The following is a 1157-nucleotide window of genomic DNA, read 5'->3' as shown; positions in this document are numbered from 1 at the left end:
CTCGAGCGGTGGGCCGGCATGGCCGACGCCGACACCGCAGTGGTCGTCGGCACCCGCATCGGCGGCTACCCGGTCAGCCTGATCGGGATCGAGTCCAAGCCCGTGCCGCGCGCCGGCTTCCCTCCCACCGACGGCCCGGACACCTACACCGCGGGCACGCTGTTCCCGCGGTCGTCGAAGAAGGTCGCCCGCGCGATCAACGCCGCGTCGGGCAACCGGCCGGTCGTCGTCCTCGCGAACCTGTCCGGGTTCGACGGGTCACCGGAGTCGATGCGGAACCTGCAGCTGGAGTACGGCGCCGAGATCGGCCGCGCGATCGTCAACTTCCGCGGCCCGATCGTGTTCTGCGTGATCTCGCGCTACCACGGCGGCGCGTTCGTGGTCTTCTCCAAGCGACTCAACCCGTCGATGACCGTGCTGGCCATCGAGGGCTCCTTCGCCTCCGTGCTCGGCGGTGCCCCGGCGGCCGCCGTGGTCTTCGCAGCCGAGGTCGCCAAGCGGGCTGCCGCCGACCCGAGGGTCGCGGCGCTGGAGGAGCGGATCGACGCCGCCGAGGACGGCGAGCGTGGCCTCCTGGTGGTCGAGCTCGCCGAGCTGCGGGCCCAGTTGCGCGCGGACAAGATCGCCGAGGTCGCCGCCGAGTTCGACGGCGTCCACAACATCCACCGTGCCGTCGAGGTCGGTTCGGTGGACGAGGTGATCGCGGCCAGCGACCTGCGCCCGAAGGTGATCGAGTCGATCGAGCGCGGCCTCACACAGGGGTGATCGGGAGCGAGCGCCGGGGCTCGAACGCGAACGTGGCCCCGGTGCTGAACCGGGTCACGGCCACTTCGTCCGCCTCGGGCGTCGCCTCGTCCCGTCGTACGACGGTGAGGCGCCAGCCAGCGTCCGCGGAACCCAGCGGCTCCACCTCGACGTCGAGGTGCGGGTCGATCGCCCGCACGATCGCCTGCAGCGGAGCCGTCCGGCCGGGGCCGCACAGCGAGATCCAGGCGGCGTCCTGGTGGGCGGGTGACGGGCGCACGGTGACGGTGCCGTCGGTGACGTCTGCCGTCACGTAGGCGGCCGGGTTGAGCAACGGGTGGATGGCCAGCAGCCTGGCGGCGTCCTTCACGCCCAGCGCCCGGGACAACCGGTCCGCGCCGATCCCGGCGACG

The 1157-nt window shown here is 72.7% G+C and carries 1 protein-coding gene and 1 pseudogene; one reads left to right on the top strand and one right to left on the bottom strand.

Going from position 1 to position 1157, the window contains the following annotated elements; genetic code table 11:
* Nucleotides 1-765: carboxyl transferase domain-containing protein (locus ACOADB_RS07035; RefSeq protein WP_378597252.1), on the top strand; the 765-nt coding region annotated here is incomplete at its 5' end.
* Here ACOADB_RS07035 and ACOADB_RS07030 read toward each other — a convergent pair.
* A pseudogene (locus ACOADB_RS07030) lies at nt 752-1157 on the bottom strand (hypothetical protein); the annotation flags it as partial. The gene ACOADB_RS07035 and the pseudogene ACOADB_RS07030 overlap by 14 nt on opposite strands.

The organism is Nocardioides sp. CPCC 206348, from assembly GCF_048654705.1.
Classification (GTDB): Bacteria; Actinomycetota; Actinomycetes; order Propionibacteriales; family Nocardioidaceae; genus Nocardioides.
The sequence above is the reverse complement of the archived record's forward strand: the minus strand, read 5'-3'. Positions and strand labels throughout refer to the sequence as shown.